Below are 21734 nucleotides of genomic sequence, written 5' to 3'. Positions count from 1 at the left end.
AATGAAAATTGCGCTATCCTCTTTCATGGTTCGCCCTCGCTAAGCATGGGGCAAGGCTCCGGCCAATCCAGAGCAACCCCCGAATTTAGCTTACCGCGGGGGCGGGCCATGCTCACCCCGCGAACATACGGTCTAAGACATGGGTGACAAGCTCGTGCCGAACGGGTTGTCGATGGTTTGCAAGGTCCTCTGCTCCAGGTCGATATATCCGAGATCATAGTGCATGAAGCTGACGAGCCAAATACCGTCGTCGACTTCCTTGATGCCGAGTTTCTGTCCGGCCAGCACGGTGGAGATATTGATCTTCTTGCGGTGCATGCAGATGCGGCCGCAATTGGTCACCAGTGCGTCACGGTCGTGGAACGGATAATCGATCTCCGGTAGCCCGTTATATCGGCGCGCCGATGGCGTGTAGAGATCGACCGGCACCTTCATCGCCAGGGCTTCATGCGGCCGTTCGGTATTGAATTCGCTGACGAATGCATCGAAGCGGGCCTGCTGCTGCAGGATATTTCTGCCGGGTGGACACTGTTTTAATGGTAGCGGAGGAGGGATTTGAACCCCCGACACAAGGATTATGATTCCTCTGCTCTGACCTACTGAGCTACTCCGCCACTGGTCAACGGTGCCGTTCGCGATGCGGAGGCCCGTGGGATGAGCGGCTTATAAGGTGCGCCTCGGCTTTATGTCAAGCGCATGATCGAGAAAATACCACGGGCTTTTTCAGGCTGCGACTGGGCTGGCCAGCAGCGCCTTTAGCGAGGCTTCCGCCGCCGGTTCGCGCTCAGAGCGTTCGATGAAACCACCACCATAAACCCGCGCGTCGTCGCCGGGCGCCGAATAGAGTGCACAGGCCTGGCCCGGCGCAACGCCGGCTTCCCCGATTGCGAGGTCGACATAGATACCGGTCGCATCGGCATGCAGGACAGCGGGTGTCGGTGCACGCGTCGAGCGGACCTTGGCAAAGCAAGCGAAGCCCTCGCCAGAGGCCGCCTCGGCAAGCGGCTCGTCGCCCAGCCAGTTGACATCGCGCAGATAGACACGGTGCGTTTCCAGCGCTTCTTTCGGCCCGACGATAACCCGACGCGAGCGAGCATCGAGATAGACGACGTAGAGCGGCTCGCCGGTGGCAATCCCGATGCCGCGGCGCTGGCCGATGGTGTAATGCAGGATGCCTTCATGCTGGCCCAGCACGCGGCCGTCGAGGTGGACGATCTCGCCGGCGAGGGCCGCATTCGGCTTCAGCTTGTTGATGATGTCGGAGTATTTGCCCTGCGGCACGAAACAGATGTCCTGGCTGTCAGCCTTCTTGGCGACCACCAGACCCATTTCTTCGGCAAGCTTGCGGGTTTCGGCCTTGGGCAGACCGCCAAGCGGGAAGCGCAGATAATCGATCTGCTCCTGTGTCGTCGCGAACAGGAAGTAGCTTTGGTCGCGATCGGCATCGGCCGGGCGATAAAGCGCGCGGCGACCGGGATTGCCGGGAGCCGGATTGGGCCGCGAGCGAATGTAGTGACCGGTCGCCAGTGCGTCGGCGCCGAGCTCCTTGGCGGTTGCCAGGAGATCCGCGAACTTGACGGTCTGATTGCACGAGACGCAGGGGATTGGCGTCTCTCCGGCCACATAGCTTTCCATGAAGGGGTTGATCACCGTGTCGCGGAACCGCTTCTCGTAGTCCAAGACATAGTGCGGGATGCCGAGCGTCTCGCAAACGCGACGGGCATCGTCAATATCCTGGCCGGCACAGCAGGAACCGGCGCGGTGAACGGCCGCACCGTGGTCGTAAAGCTGCAGCGTGATGCCGATCACGTCATAGCCCTGACGTTTGAGAATGCCTGCCACCACGGAGCTGTCAACGCCGCCGGACATGGCGACGACAACGCGGGTATCTTCCGGCTTCTTGTCAAAATCCAGTGTGTTCACGGGTGGCTGCCAATTCTAAGCTTGTTGCAATCCGCCCATCAGAGCCGGCGGATTTCAGGTGTCCGCGCGGGATCGGCCGCCGGACTTTCGTTGGCGAGGATATAGAAAGGATTGGGTTCCGGCGCAAGAGGCGGACAATTTGCGGGCATCTCCGAAAGCGGATTCCCCCCGCAATCGCTTCAGAGTGTCCCGAACAGCCTCCAGGCCATTCCGGCCACTGCACATGCGAGCAGCGTCGGAATAACCGACATTCTGAACCGGAAGATTGCAATGGCGGCGGCGACGCTAAGAACGAGCGACGGCAGGGCCAGCGACGACCATACGGGCAGCTCGATCCAAATAGGACCAAACCGGTGGATGCTGGTCTCGGTAAACAGGAAGTGCAGACCGAACCAGATGGCGAGGTTCAGGATGACGCCCACGACGGCAGCGGTGATAGCCGACATCGCGCTCGCCAGCGTCGCATTGCCCCGGAGCTTTTCAATGAAAGGCGCACCGAGGAAAATCCAGAGGAAGCATGGCACGAACGTCACCCAGGTCGTAAGCATCGCTGCCAGCGTCGCTGATGTGATCGGATCGAGGTTACCGGGATCGCGATAGGCGCCCATGAACCCCACGAATTGTAGAACCATGATCAGTGGCCCCGGCGTGGTCTCGGCCATGCCGAGACCGTCGAGCATCTCCGTCGGGCGCAGCCAGCCATAGTGCTGCACCGCCTCCTGCGCGACATAGGCAAGCACGGCATATGCGCCGCCAAAGGTAACGACGGCCATCTTGCTGAAGAAGACACCAATCTGCGTGAACACATCATCGCCGCCGCGAAAAACATAGAGCAGCAGAAGCGGCCCGAGCCAGAGCGCCAGCAGCACAGCCGAAATCTTAAGCGACCACACCAGGTTCGGCCGCGCATGGATCGGCGTTTCCTCGCCAAGTGCGGAATCCGCATCTGCAAGGGCGTGACCGGCAGCGGCTTTGTGGCCGTTGCCGGCCTGGAAAAGCCGCGAGCCGGACTTCGAACCCACGAAACCTGTGATCGCCGCGATCAGAATGATCAGCGGGAACGGCACGTGAAGAACAAAGATGCCCACGAAGGCCGCGGCCGCGATGGCGACCATCGCGGGATTCCTGAGCGCCCTGCCCCCGATCCGAATGACGGCTTGCACAACGACCGCAAGCACGGCGGCCTTGAGGCCGAAGAACATCCCCTCGACGGCGTCGAGGTTTCCAAACACCACGTAGACGTAGCTGAGGGCAAGGATGGACAGGAAGCCGGGCAGGACGAAAAGGATACCAGCCACAAGCCCTCCCGCCGTCCTATGCATGAGCCAACCGATGTAGATGGCGAGTTGCTGCGCCTCGGGCCCGGGCAACAGCATGCAGTAGTTGAGGGCATGCAGAAACCGATGTTCGCCGATCCACTTCTTTTCGTCGACGACAATCCTGTGCATGACGGCGATCTGCCCGGCTGGGCCACCGAAGCTCAACGCCGCCACGCGCAGCCAGACACGAAACGCCTCGCCAAAGGGGATGCCGTGGCTCGTCCGACCCGCCGTCTTGTCGGCGGGCGTATCCGTCACAAGGTTGGCCATCTCAGTTTCCTTTTTTCGCAGAGGGCCAATTGTGTGTCTCGTCGGTCGCATCGCGGCACCATCGATAGAAGGCATCGTACAAGGTCATACCCGCCTGCAATTGCTCGAGGTCGTCGGCAAACATCCGCGAAAGTCCGAGCGAGGCCGCCAGCAATCCCGCCGCTTCGGGCGCGAGATCGAGCCTCGCAGTGTCGGCGGCCCTGACGATCGTCGCCAGCCTGAGGAGCGGCTGGGATTGAAGAGCGAACTCCTCGACCATGACGTCAAAGGAGCATCGATCGCCGCGGTGGCTCCAGAAGACGTCCTCGATATCGAAAGCTGTTGCCCCGAAACGGTCGGCCACCATCAGCACCTCAGGGGTAGGAACGAACAGGAAAACGGCCGCCGGATCCACGAAACGGCGGATCAACCAGGGGCACGCGATGCGATCGATCTTCGGGCGGCCACGAGTGACCCAAACAGTCCTCCCCTTCGCGTCGCGAGGCGGCAGCTTATCCTCGGGCACTGCGAGACCGCCTGCCTTGATCCATGCCTCGAACCCGCCTTCGAGTGTTTCGGCCTGCACACCCATGACCCGAAGATGCGCGGCAACGCCGTGGCTGAGCTTGGCGCCATGGTGGCAGACGATGACGGCCGGGCTTCGGATTTCAGCGCCCCACAACTCCACATCCTTGAATGGCCTGCGCACCGATCCGGGAATGAGACGGGGATCGGCGGAAAAGTCCTCGTCATTGCGCACATCGATCAAGGCAGGCGCACCTGGCGTCCCGATGAGGCGGTTCAGTTTATCGGTTGAGATTTCGGTAAATGACGGCATCGCGCGTCCTCCGTTCTAGCGGCTTTGTTGGACGCGACTCTTCGGCTGGCGCCTCGTGGGGTGATCGCGACCCCATGAGCCATATGATCCACGGTGGATGAGCTATGTCAACACTTTCCAACAGCCTGCTATGTCGGCAAGCAATTGAGATGTAAGGATTGATGCCGCAGCGGCCAGGCGGAAGCAATGCTGCTCCGAAGACTGCGCGAGGAAAACCGCGAAACGTGTCAGCGCGCTCCGGACCGGTAACGGCTCTTCAGGTCGCCGTCAGATTTTGAAAGCAGAAGACCCGTCGCGGGCAGTTGTGAAAGGTAGTTCGATATGGTCGACGTTGCCGGCTCAAGACCTGCTGCACTACGGGCAATCCCGAAAGGCGTCTGGGCTCTCGGCTTCGTCTCGCTATTCATGGACATCTCCTCGGAGATGATCCACGCTCTCCTGCCGGTCTACATGGTTGCCGTCCTCGGCACCTCGGCGTTTGCGGTCGGCCTGATCGAAGGCATTGCCGAAGCGACCGCCGCCATCACCAAGGTATTTTCCGGAGCATTGAGCGATTGGCTTGGCAAGCGAAAGCTGCTTGTAGCCCTGGGCTACGGCATGGCTGCGTTGACAAAGCCTATCTTCCCATTGGCACCTTCGCTGGGCTGGCTGGTGGCTGCGCGTTTCGTGGACCGCGTCGGAAAGGGTATCAGAGGTGCACCACGCGACGCCCTGATCGCCGACATCAGCCCAAAGGAGATCCGTGGCGCCAGCTTCGGGCTGCGTCAGTCGCTTGACACGGTTGGCGCGTTCCTCGGGCCAGCGCTGGCTTTGGGTTTGATGTGGTGGACCGCCAACCACTATTCGACAGTGTTCTGGATCGCTGTCATCCCGGCGTTCTGCTCCGTCGCAATTATCATCTTTGTCGTCAAGGAACCGCCGCACGCAGACCAACGGCGCGCCCGGATACCGCTCCGAACCTCGGAGCTCGTTCGGTTGCCTGCGATCTACTGGCTGGTCGTCGCCGTCTCTGCGGTCTTCACGCTTGCACGGTTCAGCGAGGCTTTCCTGATCCTCGACGCCCAGCGAATGGGACTTCCCGTCATGTTCGTTCCGATCGTCCTGATCGTCATGAACATTGCCTATGGGTTCTCGGCCTATCCGGTGGGCGTCATGGCGGATCGTCTCGACCGGATCACCCTGTTGATTGTCGGGCTCGGGCTTCTCGTTCTCGCCGACCTCAGCCTTGCGTTTCTTCCCGGGCTGGCGGGCCTCGGGATCGGAGTATTGCTGTGGGGTCTTCACATGGGATTTACTCAAGGGCTGTTGGCGACCCTCGTTGCGGATGCCGCACCCGCCGAGCTGCGCGGAACCGCCTTCGGCATCTTCAATCTCGTTGCGGGCATCGCCCTCCTTGCCGCAAGCGTGTTTGCCGGTGCGCTTTGGGATTGGGGCGGGCACCAGATGACATTCCTCGCTGGTGCGGTTTTCGCGTTGCTCGCCGGCCTCTCGCTGCTGCCCCTGAAGAAGCGACTAAGAAGTGGTTCGTAAGGCCAGAAGTGGCCATCCGGCCGTTCGCCAGGTACAGCATGCCAACCACCACAAGCCGTGGACCAGAACGGAATTGCGCCGGCTACGATGCCCAGACCGTTGGCGACCAGCAGACAAACGTCAGGCCCTGCCGGCACTTCATCCCGCTGAGGCAACAGGAACATCGTCGCAACAAGGCTGCCAGCACTTGCGACGCAATGATTTCAACGGCCGACCGCAGCGAACAAGGGGGATGCGCCGCCTTCGATCAAGGCCTCCGCTTCCGCTTGCAGCATCGGCCTGCCAAGCAGGAAACCTTGCACCTCGCCAAAGCCTTCGGCACGCAACTTCTGCAATTGTTCCTCAGTCTCGATCCCTTCGGCAAGCGTCGTTGCATTGAAGCCTGAGCCCATGCCGACGACCGCGCGCACAATGGCCAGATTGCCGGGATCCGTTTCGATACCGGAGACGAAGCTGCGGTCGAGCTTGATCTTGTCGAAGGCGAATGCCCGCAAATAGCTGAAGGACGAATAGCCTGTGCCGAAATCGTCAATGGCGATGCGGATGCCGAGTTCCTTCAATGCCCGCAAGAGTGGCAGGCTTTGCTCGACGTCGGCGAGGAAGACGGATTCGGTGATCTCGATTTCCAGGCGCTCTGGACGCAGGCCGGTCTCATCCAGTGCGGCGACAACAGTCGCAAGCAGGCTGGTATGCCGGAACTGGCACACGGAGAGATTGACCGCGATCTTTAAATGATTGGGCCAGCCCGCCGCCACGCGGCAGGCTTCGCGTAACACCCACTCGCCAATCTGAACGATGAGGCCGGTTTCTTCTGCGATGGGTATGAATTCCATCGGTGGGATCAGACCTCGGACGGGATGGCGTCAGCGGATCAACGCTTCGAAACCCGCAAGGCCGTCGTCATCAAGTTGCACGATCGGCTGGCAGTGAAGTTCGAACTGGCTCTTTAGCAGCGCCTCGTGAAGGTCGGCCATGAGCATGTGCCTGCGCTCTACTTCCAGGCGCATTTCCTGCAGATAGAAGCGGTAGGTCGAGCGACCGCTTTCCTTCGCCGCATAAAGCGCGAGGTCCGCATGCCGCATCAGCACATCGTCATCCTTGGCGTGGTCGGGAGCAAGTGCGATGCCGATACTACAGGTCACGTGTTCGTTGACACCGTCGAGATCGAAAGGTGCCGACAGCGACTTGGGCAGACGTTCGGCAAAGCGCTCAATATTCTCGCGCCGCTCCAGACGCAGAAGCAGGGCAAACTCATCGCCGCCGAGGCGTGCGACGAGGTCTCCGTCGGCCACCAGTTGCATCAAACGGGCGGCCACCTGACAGAGCAGCGCGTCGCCCGCGGCATGCCCTTTGCTGTCGTTGATGTGCTTGAAGTGGTCGAGTCAAGGTAAAGCAGTGCCAACGGCTTTTCCGCCGTGGCGATCGCTGCCTCCCGCTGGATGTGATCGGCGAAAGACGCGCGGTTCGGAAGGCCGGTCAGCGCATCGTGCATTGCCATGTAAGCGAGACGGGCCTCAACCGATCGCTCCTCGGTCACGTCCTGGGAAATGCCGAGCACGTAGCGCGGCGCTCCGCCGTCAGGGGCCGGCAGTGCACGCCTGACAGTCCGCAGAATTCGCGGCGTCCCATCGGCGCGCTGCATTGTCTCTTCAAAGCTGATCGCTGCTCCCGCGCCAGCGCCCTGGAATCCTGCTCGCAAAAGATGGCCATCTGCTTCTCATCGAAAATGATGCGATCACTCTGGCCGATAATGTCTTCAGGGTCGTGCCCGGCAATTACACCGCACGCTTCGTTGAAAAGGATGTAGCGTCCGTCTTCTTCCATATCCTTCACGAAGACGCCGACGGGCAGGTTGTCGAGCATCGAGCGCGTATCGTTGACCTGACGCTGGGCGGCATTGACCTCGGTCCGGTCCTGCACGATTGCGAGGATCGCGTCCCGGCCGTCGAAGCGAACGGCCCGTCCATAGGTCAGCACCTCCAGCGTTTCACCATTGGCCTTCAAATGTGTCCAACGCTCGGCACACTCCATGTCCGTGGGGGCCTGCACGGCCTCGAGCATTCGCTTGCACTCACGCTCGGGCCTGATATCGAGGACCGTCATGCGCTCATAATCCTGACGCGAATAGCCATAGAGATCGATCGCGGCGTTGTTGACGATCAGAAAGCGAAGGCTGCCGGGATCCTAGACCCACATGGGTGACGGATGAGTGGCGAACAGCGACTGAAAATCGTCGTTCGGCGCATCGATCGGAACAAATGCTCTTTGGAGACCGGTCATAAGGAAGTCACAATGAAATAACGGCAACGAGCGGACAGGTTATAGACAGAAAAGCTAAATAAAATCAGAATCATAGTCCGCACAAACTTTGGGCGGAACGCCTTAGTATTGTGCAACGCAGTATATCTTGCGGCTCTATTTTGGGTTCTTTGGACCCCGGCTGCAATCGACCGTCAATGACGGGCGTGACTGCACTGGCCGTGATCCGCCAATACCTCGATGACACGGCACTGGTCAACGCGACCATGACCGCAGCCTTCCACCATCAGCTCCAGCTCTGCCTTCAGCGCCATCAGGCTTCGTATCCTCTGCTCGACTTCGATCAGGCGGGCCTTGGCGATTGCGTCGGCAGAAGCACACGACTGATGTGGATCGTCCTGCAGCGTCAGCAGGGTGCGGATGGCTTCCACCTCGAAGCCAAGCTCGCGAGCATGACGGATGAAGGCGAGCCTGCGCAGATCCGCCGGCTCGTAAGCGCGTTGATTGCCCTCGCTGCGGTTCGGTTCCGGGAGGAGGCCGATACTCTCGTAATAGCGGATCGTTGGCACCTTGACGCCGCTTGTCCGCGAGGCTTCGCCGATCGTGATCTTTTTCATGATTTTCCTCTTGCACCTCTAGTCGCTAGAGGATGTAGGAAAGATGCTTCTGTCTGACAAGGAAGCTGATCATGGGTGAAACGGTCGAGAAACGGTATAGGGTTGGCGGCATGGATTGCGCCAGCTGCGCTGCCAAGATTGACACTGCTGTCCGACGCATCCCGGGCGTCGACGACGTTTCTGTCTCGGTGACCGCTGGAACGATGACTGTGCGTCACGACGGCAGCAGTGATCTGGCCGCCATCGAGAAGAAGGTGACGAGCCTCGGCTATTCCGTTTCGCAGGTCGCTGGAAGGTTGCCGGTGGAAACACCACCGCCAGATCATTCACACCACGACCACAGTGACCATGATCACGCCGGCCACGATCACCAAGGGCACGCTCACGAGGGGCACAATTACGAGGGTCATAAACACTCTGGGGAAAAGGCTATCGACTCACTGGGGCTTCACGGTCACGACGCCCCGATGGCCGGACCTTGGTGGCAAACCAAGAAGGGTCGCCTGACAATCCTCTCCGGCGCAGCCCTCGTTGTTGCCTATATCATCGGCCACCTCGTGCCGGCGATAGCGTCCTATGCATTCATCGTGGCAGTGCTCGTCGGGCTTGTTCCAATCGCTCGACGCGCCGTCGCCGCCGCCTTTGCGGGCACACCCTTTTCGATCGAGATGCTGATGACGATTGCGGCGGTTGGCGCGGTAATCATCCATGCCGGCGAGGAAGCCGCGACCGTGGTCTTCCTGTTCCTGGTTGGCGAACTGCTGGAAGGCGTCGCCGCCGGCAAGGCGCGCGCAAGCATCCAATCTCTGACGACCCTAGTCCCAAAACGGGCTTTCCTTGAAGAAAATGGCACGACTCGGGAAGTGTCGGCCGAGAGCCTCGCCGTCGGTTCGACAATTCTGATTCGTCCGGGTGACCGCATCGCGGCGGATGGCACCATTTTGTCGGGCGAGAGCGCAGTCGACGAAGCCCCGGTCACCGGCGAAAGCACGCCGGTGCGCAAAGGTGTAGGCGACACGGTTTTTGCGGGCACTGTCAACGGTGACGCCGCCCTTCGCGTCAAAGTGACGGCAGCCGCCGCCGACAACACGATTGCACGCGTCGTCCGGCTGGTAGAGGAGGCGCAGGAATCCAAGGCACCGACAGAGCGCTTCATCGATCGTTTCTCTCGATACTATACGCCTGGCGTGGTCGTCGTTGCTGCCCTCGTCGCAATCCTGCCACCACTTCTCGCAGGCGGCGCCTGGGACGAATGGATCTACAAGGGCCTCGCCATATTGCTGATCGGTTGCCCCTGTGCCCTGGTGATTTCGACGCCTGCCGCGATCGCCGCCTCGCTTTCTTCGGGAGCGCGCCGTGGCCTGCTGCTGAAAGGCGGCGCGGTCCTTGAGAACCTTGGCAAAGTCACCGCCGTTGCCCTCGACAAGACAGGCACTCTGACGGAAGGCAAGCCTCAGGTGACCGACGTAATCGCTTTCGGAAAGAACGAAGCCGAAGTCCTGAAGTATGCTGCTGCGCTTGAGACAGGGTCGAGCCATCCGCTGGCGCTCGCGATCCTGGCACGGGCTGCAGCCGCAGAGATCCCTCTCCCCGCGGCGACCGATGCCAAGGCTCTGGGAGGAAAAGGCATGACCGGGGTGGTCGCGGGGCAGCCGGTCTTCTTCGGATCTCCCAAGGCCGCCGGCGAACAAATTCCTCTGTCATCCGATCAGACCGCGCGCATCACTGCACTCAACGACGACGGAAAAACAGTCTCCGTGCTGATCGTCGGCGACACGCTGGCAGGTGCCATCGCCATGCGCGACGAACCCCGCGACGACGCCAAGTCCGGCCTTGAGGCATTGACCGAGGCTGGTATCAAGACCGTGATGCTCACGGGTGACAACCACCGCACCGCGGAGGCCATCGGCAGGCAGCTCGGCATTGAAGTATGCGCCGAGTTGATGCCTGAGGACAAGCAGCGCATCGTGAACGAGTTGAAGCGTGGCGGCTTGATTGTTGCCAAGGTTGGCGACGGCATCAACGACGCCCCTGCCCTTGCGACTGCAGATGTCGGTATCGCTATGGGCGGCGGCGCCGATGTGGCGCTCGAAACCGCTGACGCCGCGATCCTGCATGGCCGAGTCACCGATGTTGCGGCAATGATCGCGCTCTCGAAGCGCACGATGCGCCACATTATCGAAAATATCGCCATCGCACTCGGCCTGAAGGCCGTGTTCCTGGTGACAACCATCGCCGGCATCACCGGCCTCTGGCCCGCTATCCTGGCCGACACCGGCGCCACCGTATTGGTTACGATCAATGCGCTGAGACTGCTGAAGCCGGCCAAGTAACAGGTCGGCGAAATCCGATCACGCGGCACCGCTCTTACCGTTTCTCCCCGAGGGACTGAAAGAGCGTTGCCTTCCATCGCTGATCGTGAGTTGCCTGAAGGACCGCAACGTCGATTGCCTTGCGATAGGGCCGACCGAGCGGCATGGCGAGCCCGTAGCTTTGCGGCTCGAAGTCGACATCCAAGACCTGCACGGTGCACGAGAAATGCTGTTCCACGGTCCAGGCGAGAAGGGGCTTGTCATAAACGAAGGCATCGATTGATCCGGCTTCGAGTGCCCTGAGCCCGTCGGCAACCTGGACAAACGTGCGATGCTTGATGCGCTCGCCATCCAGGAAGCCAATCGTCGCCGAATTGGCAAGTGTCCCAACACGCACGCTGGGCAAGTCCTCGACGCCATTGACCAGCCCACGCATCTGCCTCGTCGTCAAGGCGGAGGTGACGCTGGCGGTAAACACGGCAATCGTAATGATCGAGACAACCATCCAGATGATCGCGAGCGCCCTGCCCGCGATCGTGATCGGCCCGCGGTGACCTGTACTTGCCTGCGTCATGGCCTCGGCCGACCACCAGATGCTCGCCCCTAGTCCGCGTCCCAGTGGTCCTCCGAAGTCGTCGTTGTGACGCCGCTCGAACAACCATACCAACGCACCGACAAGCAGCGAGATACCGATCAAAGCACCTGCCGCCTGCAGGAAGCCGGCGGAAATCATCGTCCGGACAATCTCGCGCCACACCGACACGCTGTTGACCGAGACCGCAATCCCGAGCCCGGTATCATAGAAGGGCTGGCTGAAATCCACGCTGCCTTCGCGATCAGCTGTGATTGTGATCGCCGCGACGGAAACATCGTAATCGCCCCGCGACGTGGCTTCGATGAGTTTCTGGACATTGGGCTCTTCGGCGAGTCGAAACTTCAGCCCGAGCCTCTGCGCGACCTCGCGCCAGAGGTCGATGGAAATGCCGCTCCAGTTGCCGTCGGCATCCTTCATCGCAAAGGGCAGCGCCTCCTTGGTGCCGATCACGAGTTCACGCTGGGGAAAGTCTTCCCCATCCGCCTGCTGCTGCGGCATCTGAGCGTAGGTGTTTTCGCCGCCGATGGCGGTAAGGAGCGCAAAGACGACGAATGCGTAACGCCCTTTGCGAAATACGGCATGCAGCCACGCCGGTCCACGGCTCGCCAGGAGAGCCACAAAAGGGACTGCCATCGTGCTCGTTCGCACTTGGCCCTCCAACATAGAAAAGATTCTCCGCAACAAGGCTGACGAACCGGTCGCAGCCTCTCGCCCCCATAAAGGTTCAGGCACACCCGAAGAGGTGGGTACGAAGCGAGACACGAGCTGGCGTAGATTGGAAGTACGTAACAGTAAAATGCGTGGAACGGCACATGGAAGGCTCTCGCGAGCTTCCCTCGCCAAGGGCGCATCGTACCGGCAGCCTCACAGGGCGTTCACGGAGACTTGCGCGTATTGGAACATTTTACGCGCCAAGGAGTTAACGTTTAGAGGAGGAGTAACATGACAAATGACTTCAACAAACCAAACCCGATGAATACGTCGGCGTCCAAGAGTAAAACCATCTGGATTGTTCTGGCAGCGATCGTCGTCATCGTGGCCCTGGCAGCCACCTACTGGCCGAGGTCACAGAGTTCGTCGACAGCGACGGCACCCACCGCGCCAGCTCCGACGGCTTCCGAACCGGCTTCGCCACCGCCTGCATCGACCGCGCCGGCAACGCCAGCGACGCCGCCAGCAGCGAACGCACCCGCTGAAGCTCCAGCAACCCCTACGGCTCCTGCCGCTCCAGCCCCGGCTGCTCCGGCTCCGGCGACGCCGCAGTGATCGCGAGCCCGCTTGGACTGGCGGGCTATGCTACGTGGACGCAAAAGGCCGGCGGCGCGATTTAGTTCGCGCCGGCCTTGAGGATACGATGGGTGCTGGCATCCAGCGCACTGCTCGCCTCCCTACCGTCCTTGGCAAGGCCGTTCGCCGTGTTTGCGCATGACGAGAGGCTGATAAGCGATGCCAGCGCAATGGCGATAGCGACGGCTGACTTTGTCATGGAAGCTCCTGAATTGACAATCGATTGAGAAGCAAAACGAGAAAACCCGGCGCAGGTTCCCACGCCGGGTCTTCTCATTGCCTTGGGAGCAAAACTCAATCGACGGCGAAAACCAGCGGCTTCGCCTGGCGGATCGCCGGGTTCGCCATCAGCTTGGCGAGAACCTCGTCGCCAATCGGACCGTCGACGTAAAGCAGCGCGATCGCATCGCCGCCCTGCTTGTCACGGCCAAGCTGGAAGTTCGCGATGTTGACGCCGGCGGCACCAAGCGTCGTGCCGATGAAGCCGATCATGCCGGGCACGTCTGTGTTGGTGATGTAGACCATGTGCGAACCGACATCGGCATCGAGGTTGATGCCCTTGATCTGGATGAAGCGCGGCTTGCCATCCGAAAACACCGTGCCGGCGACCGAGCGCGTCATCGTGTCGGTCTTGACGGTGAGCTTGATGTAGCCGTCGAAAACGCCGGTCTTGTCGCGCTTGACCTCGGAAAGGACGATGCCCTTTTCCTTGATCATAACAGGCGCCGAGACCATGTTCACGTCGGCGACCTGCGGGCGGATCAGGCCGGCAAGCAGGGCGCTCGTCAGCGCTCGCGTGTTCATCGTGGCGGTTGCGCCATCAAAGAGAATCTCGATTTCCTTGATCGGCTCTTCCGTAACCTGGCCGACGAAGGCGCCAAGCACGTCGGCGAGCCGGATGAATGGCTTCAGGATCGGTGCTTCTTCGGCAGTGATCGAGGGCATGTTGATGGCGTTGGAAACGGCACCCTTGACGAGGTAATCCGACATCTGTTCGGCGACCTGGAGAGCAACGTTTTCCTGCGCTTCCGTGGTCGACGCACCGAGATGCGGCGTGCAGACAACATTCGGCAGGCCGAACAGAGGGCTTTCCTTGGCGGGTTCGACCTCGAATACGTCGAAACCGGCACCGGCAACATGGCCGGACTTGATGGCTTCGGCAAGAGCTGCCTCATCGACCAGGCCGCCGCGGGCGCAGTTGATGATGCGAACGCCGGGCTTGGTCTTGGCGAGGTTCTCCCTGCCGAGAATGCCGCGGGTCTTGTCGGTCATCGGTACGTGCAGGGTAATGAAGTCGGCCTTGGCCAGAAGCTCGTCGAGCTCGACCTTGGTGACGCCCATTTCCTGGCCGCGCTCGGCCGACAGGAAGGGATCGTAGGCCAGAACATGCATGCCGAGGCCGATCGCCTTCTTGCAGACGATGCCGCCAATATTACCGGCACCGATGACGCCGAGCGTCTTGCCGGTGATTTCGACACCCATGAACTTCGACTTTTCCCATTTGCCGGCCTGCGTCGATGCATCGGCCTGCGGCAGCTGGCGAGCAACGGCGAACATCAGCGCGATGGCGTGTTCGGCTGTTGTGATCGAGTTGCCGAACGGCGTGTTCATGACGATGATACCGCGGCGCGATGCGGCCGGGATATCGACGTTGTCGACGCCGATGCCGGCGCGGCCGATAACCTTCAGATTGGTCGCCGAGGCGATCAGCTTCTCAGTCGCCTTGGTGGCGGAGCGGATGGCGAGGCCATCGTAGTTGCCGATAATTTCGGCAAGCTTGTCCTTGTCCTTGCCAAGCTGCGGCTGGAAATCGACTTCGACGCCGCGATCACGGAAGATCTGGACGGCGGTTTCCGACAGTTCGTCGGATACGAGAACGCGAGGTGCCATTGGGGCTTCCTTCAAAAAGTTCAGCGATGGATGAAATCAGGGATGCGAGGCTCCGCCCGGCGAGCGGAGCCGGATGCGATCAACTCAGGCAGCAGCCTGCGAAAGCGTCGCCTTCTGCGTTTCGAAGGCCCAAGACAGCCATGGCATCAGCTTCTGCATGTCAGCCGTTTCGATCGTGGCGCCGGCCCAGATGCGAAGACCTGATGGAGCATCGCGATAATGGCCGATGTCGTAGGCGACACCTTCCTTGTAGAGCAGGCTGACGATGCCCTTGGCGAAATTCGCCTGGCCGTCAGCGTCGAGTGCCAGCACGTCCTTGTCGACGATTTTCAGGCAGACGGAGGTATTGGAGGCGGTTTCCGGCTTGACCGCCAGATTAGCGATCCAGTCGTTGGCAGCCACGAAGTCTGCTATGACCTTGGCGTTCGCATCAGCGCGCGCCATCAGGCCCTTGAGGCCGCCGACCTCTTTCGACCACAGCAGCGCATCGATGTAGTCCTCGACGCAGAGCATCGACGGAGTATTGATGGTTTCGCCGCTGAAGATGCCTTCGATCAGCTTGCCGCCCGAGGTCAGGCGGAAGATTTTCGGCAACGGCCATGCCGGGGCGTAGCTAAGCAGACGCTCGACAGCACGCGGCGAGAGAATGATGACGCCATGTGCGCCCTCGCCGCCGAGAACTTTCTGCCAGGAGAAGGTGACGACATCGAGCTTGGCGAAATCAAGGTTCTGCGCGAAGGCAGCAGACGTCGCGTCGCAGATCGTCAAACCTTTGCGATCGGCAGGGATGAAATCGGCGTTCGGAACGCGGACGCCAGAGGTCGTGCCGTTCCAGGTGAAGACCACGTCGCGGTCAAAATCGATCGTGGAGAGATCGGGCAGCTCGCCGTATCCGGCTTCGATCTTCCGGACGTCCTTGAGCTTCAGCTGCTTGACGACGTCGGTGACCCAACCTGCGCCGAAGCTTTCCCAGGCGACCATGTCGGCGCCACGCTCACCGAGCAGCGACCAGAGCGCCATTTCAACGGCGCCGGTATCGGAGGCCGGAACGATGCCGATGCGGTAATCCGCCGGTACTTCCAGAACGTCTCGGGTAAGATCAATAGCCTGCTTCAGCTTTGTCTTTCCGATCTTCGCGCGGTGCGAACGGCCAAGAGCCGCGTCGGAAAGGGCTTCGAGCGACCAACCGGGGCGCTTCGAGCAAGGGCCAGAAGAAAAATGAGTATTTTGCGGACGTACGTCCGGCTTTGCGGTCTTCGCCATGCGCTATCCTTCCAGATAGATAGCTCCTCGTTGGGGAGGAGTGTCCCGCCGCCGTGGTTATAGAGCAGTGAGATCGAAGTCAAGCAGCCGGCGTCGCTGTGAGAGAACTTTTTGGCTTATGCGCGTCATTGCGTCGCTGACTACCAACCGGCGATGCGCAAGCCGATACGGATTTCATGCCGCGCCAATCCGTCGTCGCGGCCGCTTATCCCGGAGGAACCTGCGAACATGCTACCCCCGGCAACATCGGAAAAGCGATAACCGAAATCGATCTTGATGTGATCGTTGATTTCATAGCTGAGGCCGGCCATCAACGCATAGGCGAACCGCCAACTGTTCTCGCCATTGAAATCTTGCCGGGAGAACGTCGCCCCCGAACAGGTCGAACCACTATCCACGCACTCGGGTTGCGAATGCACGTTCCCCCATCTGACGTTGGTTATCCCGATACCCGCGCCAACATAGGGGGTGAAGCCGGCAATCGTCGCGAGGTCGGCATAGCCGTTTGTCATAACGCCATAGGCGCGAAGATCGGCGTGCACACCCGAGGCACAGCCGGTCCCGGTGGGAGCGGATGCAGCACAAGGCAAATCGGTACGGGCGTTGCCGGTAAAGTCGCTCTTGAAGAAATCCCCTGTGAGGTCGGCGCGCCAAATGTCGGTGAATTGATAGCCGATCCCGGCGCTGCCGGAGATCGGTCTGGAGAAGCGTGCCGAATCGAATTCGCCACCAACGGAGGCGCCGCCAGTGTCATCGAAGCGGTAGGCCGGAGCCTCGTCACCCGTCCACGGCGTATAGCCAAGATCACCACGAAGATACCAGCCCATCGCCGATGTATCGCTGGCAATACTGACTTCGGGTACCTCTGTAATCGGGAGATCCTCCGCCATTGCCGGACCGCCGAACAGAGCGAGGCTTGCCGCGGTGACGAGGATTATGGCGGACAATTTCATTGCAATTCCCGATCGGGCAATGCAGTGCCCGCATGACTGACCAATACGGGCATTATTTCAGCGAGATGCTAACGTGTAGTTAACTATGTTTGTTAACCTCGAGCGAGTTCGAGGCATACGAAAAAGGCCGCCATGGCGGCGGCCCTGAAGTCGAGGCTCTCACAGCAAGGAACGAAACCGGTTATTGCAGCGAGTAACGCAGGCCGAGTTTGAAATCGTGCGAGGTAATGTTGTTGAAGTGCATAGGGCCGGTATCTACGGTGTTGTCATAAGAGTGAATCCGGCCGGTCTGTGCATCGCCTAGGTTGAGGTAGGTATAACCGAAGTCGACCGTGAGACGGTCTGTCACCTGATAACCGAGACCAGCATGCAGCGCCCAGGCAAAGTTCCAGGTGGAATCGCTGTCAGCATAAGCAACGCCTTGAGTCGGGACATTGACGTCTCTGAAACTAGAGATGGTGTTGCGTGAGGTACCGATACCGGCCCCGACATAAGGCGTGATGCCATACCAAGTGCCGATATCGACGTAGGCGTTGGCCATCACCAGCCATTCTGACTTGGCGCCGTCATAGTCATTCGTGGCATCCCAGACAGCCGCCCCCGTCGCGTCGGTGTGACCATAACGATCGAGCGCGGAAAAATCGGTCTTGCCGCGATACTGGACAATCGCATCAGCACGCAGCCACTGATTGAATTGATAGCCGATGCCCAAGTCGCCAAGCGGCCCGCTGTCAAAGCCGCCGTCGTCGAGAAATTCGTGGAGCTCCACGTCGTCAAACAATTCGTGCTGCAACCCACCAAGACGCTGGTTGGTCATACCTATATCGCCGCGCAGATACCATCCGCCGAAGGTCGGGACGGGTGCCGGTGGGTCAACATAGAGATCAGCGGCGAGAACGGGGCCGCCGCCCACCAGCGCCGCAGCCACGGCAATCAAAAATCTCTTCATAGTATTCTCCAAGAAAAAACCAACACCCGGCGCGCATAGATCGACCACGCCCGGCTTTATTCATCCTGGAGTCTTACAAACTAGAGTTAATGTCAGATTAAATTTACAGGATCTTTATCATGATTTCGCGTGCTGGACCGGACGCCGAACAACGCCCGGCACGCAATGCATACGGACGTCACGCGGCGTCGCGCACACCACCAATTATGCCTACCAGGTCATTGACGATGCGTTCGATCTGGCTGCGGTCATCGCCTTCAGCCATGACCCGGATCAGCGGTTCAGTGCCGGAAGGACGGATGACAAGGCGGCCGCCATGGCCAAGCTCCGCTTCGGCATCGGCAATTGCCTTCAGCACACGGCCATCTTCAAGCGGCTTGCCGCCAGAAATGCGGACATTGCGGAGCAACTGCGGCACCGGATCGAAACGACGGCAAACTTCGCTCACCGTCTTGCCGGTGCGCTTGACCGCAGCAAGGATCTGCAGTGCCGCCACCAGACCGTCGCCCGTCGTGCCGTAGTCGGACAATACGATGTGTCCAGACTGCTCGCCGCCGACATTGTAGTTTTGCTGGCGCATATGCTCGACCACGTAGCGGTCGCCGACCATCGTGCGCACAAGGCCTAGTCCCTTGTCTTCCAGGAAGCGTTCCAGTCCGAGATTCGACATCACTGTCGCAACGATACCGCCGCCGCGAAGCTGTTGGCTTTCGGCAAAGCTTTCAGCGATGACAGCCATCAGCTGATCGCCATCGACGACCGCGCCATTCTCATCGATGATGATCACCCGGTCGGCGTCGCCGTCGAGCGCAATGCCGATATCAGCCCGTACTTCATCGACCTTCTTCTGCAGAGCGACCGGGCTCGTGGAGCCGCAATTGAGATTGATGTTCGTACCGTTAGGCTCATTGCCAATGGTGACGACGTCAGCGCCGAGCTCCCAGAGAACCGCGGGGGCCACCTTGTAGGCTGCCCCGTTTGCGCAGTCGATCGCGATCCTCAAGCCCTGCAGCGTGACGTCGCGCGGTAGTGTGCGCTTGGCATGCTCGATATAGCGGTCATGGACGCCGTCAACGCGCTTGGCGCGGCCGATGTCGTCGGCCTTGGCAAGCTGCGTCGAGAGATCCTTTTCGAGCAGATCCTCGATCTGCATTTCCAGATCATCCGACAGTTTGTAGCCATCTGGCCCAAAGAGCTTGATACCGTTGTCCTGATAGGGATTGTGGGAGGCAGAGATCATCACGCCGATGTCGGCGCGCAAAGACCGCGTCAGCATGGCTACGGCTGGCGTCGGGATAGGACCGAGAACGAACGCGTCGACGCCAGCGGCAGTAAAGCCTGCGACCATCGCATTCTCGAGCATGTAGCCAGAAAGGCGCGTATCCTTGCCAATAACAACTCGGTGACGGTGGTTACCACGGCGAAAAATAGTTCCGACTGCAATCCCAACCCGCATTGCAAGGTCTGGCGTCATCGGGAACACGTTGGATTGACCGCGAATGCCGTCCGTACCGAAATAGCGTCTTTTCATATGCACCCCTGTGCCTTGGCGCGCCTACAGGCTGCGCAGTATTACTTGCAAAATCACACCGCCACGGGCGGAATGTCGCTACAAGAGCCTCGAATGAGGCCTCCCTATGTCACCGGCATGACATAAATTGCCGTCACCATCACGTAAATTAGCAAGAAAACCCATTACATCGCGTTACCGACACAAAAGGCCGGAGTCCATAGGACCCCGGCCTTTCGTGCATTTTCAAGAGAAATCAATGCGGCTGTGGCTCCAAGCCGGCTTCCGGCTCGTCACCCTTGGTCGCCGGGCGCGTACCGGTCTTCGGCACGGCCGAACCGCGGCTGGGAGGCGCATCGTCGCCAAGATCGCGCGAAGGCTTCTCGCCACGAATCAACGCCTTGATTTCCTCGCCCGTCAGGGTCTCGTATTCGAGCAGCCCTTCCGCAAGCGCAACGAACTCGTCGTGCTTGTCCGTCAGGATGTCACGAGCCTGGGTATAGGCTTCATCGATCAGGCGGCGCACTTCGTTGTCAATCTTCTGGGCCGTCGCCTCGGAGACATTCTTCGACTGTGAAACAGAGTGGCCGAGGAAGACCTCCTGCTGGTTCTCGCCGTAGGCGACCTGACCGAGCTCGTCGGAGAAGCCCCACTGCGTGACCATCGCGCGGGCAAGCTTGGTTGCCTGCTCAATGTCAGAGGACGCACCGGAAGTGATATTCTCCTTGCCGAACGTCAGTTCCTCGGCAACGCGGCCGCCCATCATGATGCAGAGGCGCGAAACCATCCACTTGTAGCTCATCGAATAGCGATCGCCCTCCGGCAGCTGCATGACCATGCCAAGCGCGCGGCCGCGCGGGATGATCGTTGCCTTGTGCAACGGATCGGCGACAGCGACGTTGAGTGCCGTGATCGCGTGGCCGGCTTCGTGATAGGCGGTGAGCTTCTTTTCCGCTTCGGTCATCGCCGAAGAACGGCGCTCGGCGCCCATCATGATCTTGTCCTTGGCGTCTTCGAATTCCTGCATGGTGACGACGCGCTTGTTGCGGCGTGCGGCCATCAGGGCAGCTTCGTTGACGAGGTTCATCAGATCAGCACCGGAGAAGCCGGGCGTACCGCGAGCCAGAACCTTGAGATCGACATTCGGTGCCAGCGGCACGTTGCGGGCGTGCACCTTCAGGATGCGCTCGCGGCCAACGATATCAGGATTCGGAACGACGACCTGACGGTCGAAGCGGCCCGGACGCAAAAGCGCCGGATCGAGAACGTCGGGACGGTTGGTCGCTGCGATCAGGATGATGCCCTCGTTTGCTTCGAAGCCATCCATCTCGACCAGCAGCTGGTTCAGCGTCTGCTCGCGTTCATCGTTGCCGCCGCCGAGGCCGGCGCCGCGATGGCGACCGACAGCATCGATTTCGTCGATGAAGATGATGCAAGGCGCATTCTTCTTGGCCTGCTCGAACATGTCGCGGACACGGCTCGCACCGACGCCGACGAACATTTCAACGAAGTCGGAACCCGAGATCGTGAAGAACGGAACGTTCGCTTCGCCTGCAACAGAGCGGGCGAGCAGCGTCTTACCGGTACCGGGAGGGCCAACGAGCAGCACGCCGCGCGGAATCTTGCCGCCGAGACGCTGGAACTTCTGCGGATCGCGCAGGAATTCAACAATTTCCTCAAGGTCTTGCTTGGCTTCGTCAACACCCGCGACGTCATCGAAGGTCACGCGGCCATGCGCTTCGGTCAGAAGCTTGGCCTTGGACTTGCCAAAGCCCATCGCGCCGCGCGAGCCGCCTTGCATCTGCCGCATGAAGAACAGCCAGACGCCAAGGATCAGCAGCATCGGCAGCAACGTACCGATATAACTCAGGAAGCCCGACGAACCATCGGTTTCCGGGCGCGCCGAAACGAGGACGTTCTTCTGCTGCAAACGGTCGAGCAGGCTGCCGTCGACGACAGGCGTATAGGTCTGGAAGGTGGTGCCGTTTTCAACATAGCTACCGGTGACGCGGTTACCGGTGACGACGACTTCCTTGACGCGGCCCGCATCCACTTCACGCAGGAACTGCGAGTAAGGGATTTCGCGGGAGCTGGTCTGCGCCGGCGACGTCTGGAACATGCTGAACAGGGCAATCAGCAGGAGTGCTATGATTGCCCACAAGGCGAAATTACGTAAGTTAGGGTTCATCGAACTCCCCAGCACTGGAACAGCGGCCTCATGGCAACCGTCTTATTTGGTC

The 21734-nt window shown here is 60.3% G+C and carries 15 protein-coding genes, 1 tRNA gene and 2 pseudogenes; 3 read left to right on the top strand and 15 right to left on the bottom strand.

Annotated features, from left to right (window positions below):
• Nucleotides 1-132 precede the first annotated feature (132 nt).
• From ATY79_RS17215 to ATY79_RS17195, 5 genes and pseudogenes are all read right to left on the bottom strand, one after another.
• A pseudogene (locus ATY79_RS17215) lies at nt 133-525 on the bottom strand (IS481 family transposase); the annotation flags it as partial.
• A 12-nt stretch (nt 526-537) separates the two neighbouring features.
• Nucleotides 538-614: transfer RNA gene (locus ATY79_RS17210), tRNA-Met, on the bottom strand.
• A 109-nt stretch (nt 615-723) separates the two neighbouring features.
• Complete coding sequence (gene mnmA / locus ATY79_RS17205) at nt 724-1923, bottom strand: tRNA 2-thiouridine(34) synthase MnmA (protein WP_088692866.1); 1200 nt, start codon at nt 1921-1923, stop codon at nt 724-726.
• A gap of 179 nt (nt 1924-2102) precedes the next feature.
• On the bottom strand, nt 2103-3512 hold the full coding sequence (gene chrA, locus ATY79_RS17200) for a chromate efflux transporter (RefSeq protein ID WP_088692867.1): 1410 nt from the start codon (nt 3510-3512) through the stop codon (nt 2103-2105).
• Between the two features lies 1 nt (nt 3513).
• Complete coding sequence (locus ATY79_RS17195; protein ID WP_088692868.1) at nt 3514-4329, bottom strand: sulfurtransferase/chromate resistance protein; 816 nt, start codon at nt 4327-4329, stop codon at nt 3514-3516.
• Nucleotides 4330-4650: 321 nt separating this feature from the next.
• Here ATY79_RS17195 and ATY79_RS17190 point away from each other — a divergent pair, with 321 nt between their 5' ends.
• Entirely contained in the window at nt 4651-5859 is a 1209-nt protein-coding gene (locus ATY79_RS17190; protein WP_088692869.1) for an MFS transporter, read from the top strand.
• 203 nt (nt 5860-6062) lie between these two features.
• On the opposite strand, the pseudogene ATY79_RS17185 reads toward ATY79_RS17190, so the two are convergent.
• Nucleotides 6063-8139, bottom strand: a pseudogene (locus ATY79_RS17185) (EAL domain-containing protein).
• A gap of 173 nt (nt 8140-8312) precedes the next feature.
• Entirely contained in the window at nt 8313-8735 is a 423-nt protein-coding gene (locus ATY79_RS17180) for a helix-turn-helix domain-containing protein (RefSeq protein ID WP_088692870.1), read from the bottom strand.
• 71 nt (nt 8736-8806) lie between these two features.
• Here ATY79_RS17180 and ATY79_RS17175 point away from each other — a divergent pair, with 71 nt between their 5' ends.
• Nucleotides 8807-11068: a heavy metal translocating P-type ATPase gene (locus tag ATY79_RS17175; protein WP_088704505.1), complete on the top strand. Its 2262-nt coding sequence runs from the start codon at nt 8807-8809 to the stop codon at nt 11066-11068.
• Between the two features lie 34 nt (nt 11069-11102).
• On the opposite strand, the gene ATY79_RS17170 is transcribed toward ATY79_RS17175, so the two are convergent.
• Nucleotides 11103-12275, bottom strand: a complete 1173-nt coding sequence (locus tag ATY79_RS17170) for a transporter substrate-binding domain-containing protein (protein ID WP_088704506.1) — start codon at nt 12273-12275, stop codon at nt 11103-11105.
• Nucleotides 12276-12584: 309 nt separating this feature from the next.
• Between ATY79_RS17170 and ATY79_RS30915 the strand changes: the two genes are divergently transcribed.
• Nucleotides 12585-12908: a hypothetical protein gene (locus tag ATY79_RS30915; RefSeq protein WP_088692872.1), complete on the top strand. Its 324-nt coding sequence runs from the start codon at nt 12585-12587 to the stop codon at nt 12906-12908.
• A gap of 61 nt (nt 12909-12969) precedes the next feature.
• Here the strand turns inward: ATY79_RS30915 and ATY79_RS17160 are convergent, their stop codons facing one another.
• The 7 genes from ATY79_RS17160 to ftsH all read right to left on the bottom strand — a co-directional run bounded on the left by ATY79_RS17160 (nt 12970) and on the right by ftsH (nt 21682).
• Nucleotides 12970-13128: an entericidin gene (locus tag ATY79_RS17160; RefSeq protein ID WP_088692873.1), complete on the bottom strand. Its 159-nt coding sequence runs from the start codon at nt 13126-13128 to the stop codon at nt 12970-12972.
• A 95-nt stretch (nt 13129-13223) separates the two neighbouring features.
• Nucleotides 13224-14819 carry a phosphoglycerate dehydrogenase gene (gene serA / locus ATY79_RS17155; protein ID WP_088692874.1) on the bottom strand — a complete coding sequence of 532 codons (1596 nt, stop codon included), beginning with the start codon at nt 14817-14819 and terminating at the stop codon, nt 13224-13226.
• Between the two features lie 84 nt (nt 14820-14903).
• Nucleotides 14904-16082: a phosphoserine transaminase gene (locus ATY79_RS17150; protein ID WP_088704504.1), complete on the bottom strand. Its 1179-nt coding sequence runs from the start codon at nt 16080-16082 to the stop codon at nt 14904-14906.
• A gap of 140 nt (nt 16083-16222) precedes the next feature.
• Nucleotides 16223-17035, bottom strand: a complete 813-nt coding sequence (locus tag ATY79_RS17145; RefSeq protein WP_088704503.1) for an outer membrane protein — start codon at nt 17033-17035, stop codon at nt 16223-16225.
• A gap of 181 nt (nt 17036-17216) precedes the next feature.
• Nucleotides 17217-17984 carry an outer membrane protein gene (locus ATY79_RS17140; RefSeq protein ID WP_088692877.1) on the bottom strand — a complete coding sequence of 256 codons (768 nt, stop codon included), beginning with the start codon at nt 17982-17984 and terminating at the stop codon, nt 17217-17219.
• Between the two features lie 178 nt (nt 17985-18162).
• Nucleotides 18163-19515 carry a phosphoglucosamine mutase gene (gene glmM, locus ATY79_RS17135; protein ID WP_088692878.1) on the bottom strand — a complete coding sequence of 451 codons (1353 nt, stop codon included), beginning with the start codon at nt 19513-19515 and terminating at the stop codon, nt 18163-18165.
• A 235-nt stretch (nt 19516-19750) separates the two neighbouring features.
• Entirely contained in the window at nt 19751-21682 is a 1932-nt protein-coding gene (gene ftsH, locus ATY79_RS17130; protein WP_088692879.1) for an ATP-dependent zinc metalloprotease FtsH, read from the bottom strand.
• Between the last annotated feature and the right edge of the window lie 52 nt (nt 21683-21734).

Source organism: Rhizobium sp. R693, from assembly GCF_002211315.1.
Lineage (GTDB): Bacteria > Pseudomonadota > Alphaproteobacteria > Rhizobiales > Rhizobiaceae > Rhizobium.
The sequence above is the reverse complement of the archived record's forward strand: the minus strand, read 5'-3'. Positions and strand labels throughout refer to the sequence as shown.

Excerpts from the sequence above, each read along its gene's own strand:
- chrA (WP_088692867.1), bottom strand. The coding sequence starts at position 3,512 with ATGGCCAACCTTGTGACGGATACGCCCGCCGACAAGACGGCGGGTCGG.
- ATY79_RS17195 (WP_088692868.1), bottom strand. The coding sequence starts at position 4,329 with ATGCCGTCATTTACCGAAATCTCAACCGATAAACTGAACCGCCTCATC.
- ATY79_RS17190 (WP_088692869.1), top strand. The coding sequence starts at position 4,651 with ATGGTCGACGTTGCCGGCTCAAGACCTGCTGCACTACGGGCAATCCCG.
- ATY79_RS17180 (WP_088692870.1), bottom strand. The coding sequence starts at position 8,735 with ATGAAAAAGATCACGATCGGCGAAGCCTCGCGGACAAGCGGCGTCAAG.
- ATY79_RS17175 (WP_088704505.1), top strand. The coding sequence starts at position 8,807 with ATGGGTGAAACGGTCGAGAAACGGTATAGGGTTGGCGGCATGGATTGC.
- ATY79_RS17170 (WP_088704506.1), bottom strand. The coding sequence starts at position 12,275 with ATGGCAGTCCCTTTTGTGGCTCTCCTGGCGAGCCGTGGACCGGCGTGG.
- ATY79_RS30915 (WP_088692872.1), top strand. The coding sequence starts at position 12,585 with ATGACAAATGACTTCAACAAACCAAACCCGATGAATACGTCGGCGTCC.
- ATY79_RS17160 (WP_088692873.1), bottom strand. The coding sequence starts at position 13,128 with ATGACAAAGTCAGCCGTCGCTATCGCCATTGCGCTGGCATCGCTTATC.
- serA (WP_088692874.1), bottom strand. The coding sequence starts at position 14,819 with ATGGCACCTCGCGTTCTCGTATCCGACGAACTGTCGGAAACCGCCGTC.
- ATY79_RS17150 (WP_088704504.1), bottom strand. The coding sequence starts at position 16,082 with ATGGCGAAGACCGCAAAGCCGGACGTACGTCCGCAAAATACTCATTTT.
- ATY79_RS17145 (WP_088704503.1), bottom strand. The coding sequence starts at position 17,035 with ATGAAATTGTCCGCCATAATCCTCGTCACCGCGGCAAGCCTCGCTCTG.
- ATY79_RS17140 (WP_088692877.1), bottom strand. The coding sequence starts at position 17,984 with ATGAAGAGATTTTTGATTGCCGTGGCTGCGGCGCTGGTGGGCGGCGGC.
- glmM (WP_088692878.1), bottom strand. The coding sequence starts at position 19,515 with ATGAAAAGACGCTATTTCGGTACGGACGGCATTCGCGGTCAATCCAAC.
- ftsH (WP_088692879.1), bottom strand. The coding sequence starts at position 21,682 with ATGAACCCTAACTTACGTAATTTCGCCTTGTGGGCAATCATAGCACTC.